At 48.7% G+C, this 1,414-nt stretch carries 1 protein-coding gene and 1 pseudogene; both read right to left on the bottom strand.

All coding sequences use genetic code 11. The features are described 5' to 3' along the window. Positions 1 to 4 precede the first annotated feature (4 nt). Positions 5 to 1,087: pseudogene (locus DW103_RS17865) on the bottom strand (IS66 family transposase); the annotation flags it as partial. A gap of 18 nt (positions 1,088 to 1,105) precedes the next feature. Continuing rightward, positions 1,106 to 1,414: DUF6444 domain-containing protein (locus tag DW103_RS18180; RefSeq protein WP_233545737.1), on the bottom strand; the 309-nt coding region annotated here is incomplete at its 5' end.

Genomic DNA, 1,414 nt, shown 5'->3' with positions numbered 1-1,414 from the left:
TTTTTCAGGTTTGATGATTGATAACGTTTTCAGCGATTTCCCTAAGAGCCAGAAAGGGATCTTGGTCTTTTTTCTTAGCCGTATGCACGATAGAGTGGATTACACAAAAAGCGCTGGCGCCTTCATCCGATTTAAACTGCCCGCTTACCTTCTGTTTGACTTTTAAGGGGCGGATAGCCCGTTCGGAGGCATTGTTGTCGGGTGGGACATTGGGGTTTTCAAGAAAGAGGAAGAGGTGGTCGGAATGGGAAGAGAGTCCATTTCTGAATTCTCTGAATTCATGCCTGAGGCGGCTTATGTCTTCTTCCATAAGAGCCTTATAGTGTTTCTTTATATTTCCCATATCGGACTTTGTCACATCCCGGGTCTTCCACAAGTGTATGCTTTCCCTAAGCAGGGACAGCATACGGGTAGACCAGTCTTGCCCTTGGTCCAATTCCGTGAGGTAAATCAACTTCCTGAGCAAGTGGGCCAGGCAAATCTGATGACCACCGGCAGTCATGCCGAAATAGGAGGAATGGCGGTCGGTGACCAATATGCCATCGGGGAACCCCTTGGGGAATTGACCGTCAATGGCCTCTTTTCCACGTAAATGGTCGGGGAAGACAAAGGTCGCCAATTCATTCTGGAAAACCCACATCCAATAGAGCTTCTTATCCAGCCGCATACCCGTTTCATCCGCACCAATCACGGGGGAAGAGAGTATCTCCTGTTTTATTTCATCATATCTTGACAGCCCTTGCTTCCGCATGCGATTTAATATGTTCGACACGCTACCCTGGCTCATTTTCAAACCATAAAAGTCATTCAGGACCTCAACCAAACGCTTAAAGGGAATATGCTGTGCAGTACTCAAGTAGGCGACAAGGGCATGTATGTTTACACCATAGCTGACTCCCGGTTTCACCTGGGACGGAAAATCCGCGCGATTACAATGGCCGCATGTGCATCTTTTTTCAATGCCTACATGCTCCGTTATCCGGGGCCTTACCGGAAGAGGAATATCTATGCTTTGACGGGTCTCATACGTGACACCTGCTATCTCTTGCAGTGAATGGCCGCAATATTTACAGTGGCTGGGGCTATGGGTTTGAACCTCATCGACCTAGTCGCTTTTGACTAAGGTCCCCCCCTTATGTCCTACTTGTCCTCCCGTCTTCCTTCCCGATGGCGTCCTCAGGGAGCGGGTACGGCGTATCGCCTGTGCTTTCAGGCTTTCCCCGGAAGGTGGGGTATTGCTGTTGTGACTGTCCGACAGAGGTTTCTCATAATGGGCCAGACGTTCTTTGAGGGATACGTTTTCGTTTCGTAACGTCTCGTTTTCCTCTTTCAACTCTTCATTCCGTTTCTTCAAAACAGCTCCGTTTTGGTATGCCTCCCGGAGTATATCCACAATGTCCGATACGCTTTCTTT

Origin of the sequence: Parabacteroides sp. AM08-6 (genome assembly GCF_003473295.1) — a bacterium.
GTDB lineage: Bacteria > Bacteroidota > Bacteroidia > Bacteroidales > Tannerellaceae > Parabacteroides.
Note: the sequence above shows the minus strand (reverse complement) of the source record. Positions and strands in the feature narration are given on the sequence as shown.